Annotated in this window: 1 protein-coding gene; it reads right to left on the reverse strand. The window is 34.7% G+C overall.

The genetic code is table 11. The features are described from left to right. Positions 1 to 493: immunoglobulin-like domain-containing protein (locus tag CJ670_RS10915; RefSeq protein ID WP_165785211.1), on the reverse strand; the 493-nt coding region annotated here is incomplete at both ends.

Raw genomic sequence — 493 nt, forward strand, 5'->3', positions numbered from 1 at the left:
GATGTTTCTCCAGCTTCGATTATTACAGTGTCTCCATTACTTAATATTACTTCTACATTTTTGCTTACTGGTTTATTAATGCTAATTGTAAAGATTGAATCTTTATCTTCAGTTACATTCTCAGTAGTAATACCTACTATTATCTCATTGTTTTGTGGACCAGTTGGATTTTCTGGGTCTGGATCTTCTGTCCCTGGTTTATCTGTAACATTTAGAGTTACTTTATCATCACCTTTAACTAAATCTTCAAATCTCTCAGCACCTAGTTGTTCGATATTTGTAATTGTTACATCTTGAGTCCAATCTCCTACAAAGATCTTATCAGGATCTACCATTGTAGTTGTTCCTGTTCCTTCAATTTCACCAGCTGGAATCTCAATTACTACACCATTACTTAGAGTTACTTTTACTCCTGTGTGTCTATCTAATCCACCAACTCCATCTAAATCTTCTAGGCTTACTTTAAATGTTACTGTATCACCCTCTGTTGGGT

It is taken from the genome of Arcobacter cryaerophilus gv. crypticus (assembly GCF_002993025.1).
Taxonomy (GTDB): Bacteria; Campylobacterota; Campylobacteria; order Campylobacterales; family Arcobacteraceae; genus Aliarcobacter; species Aliarcobacter cryaerophilus_B.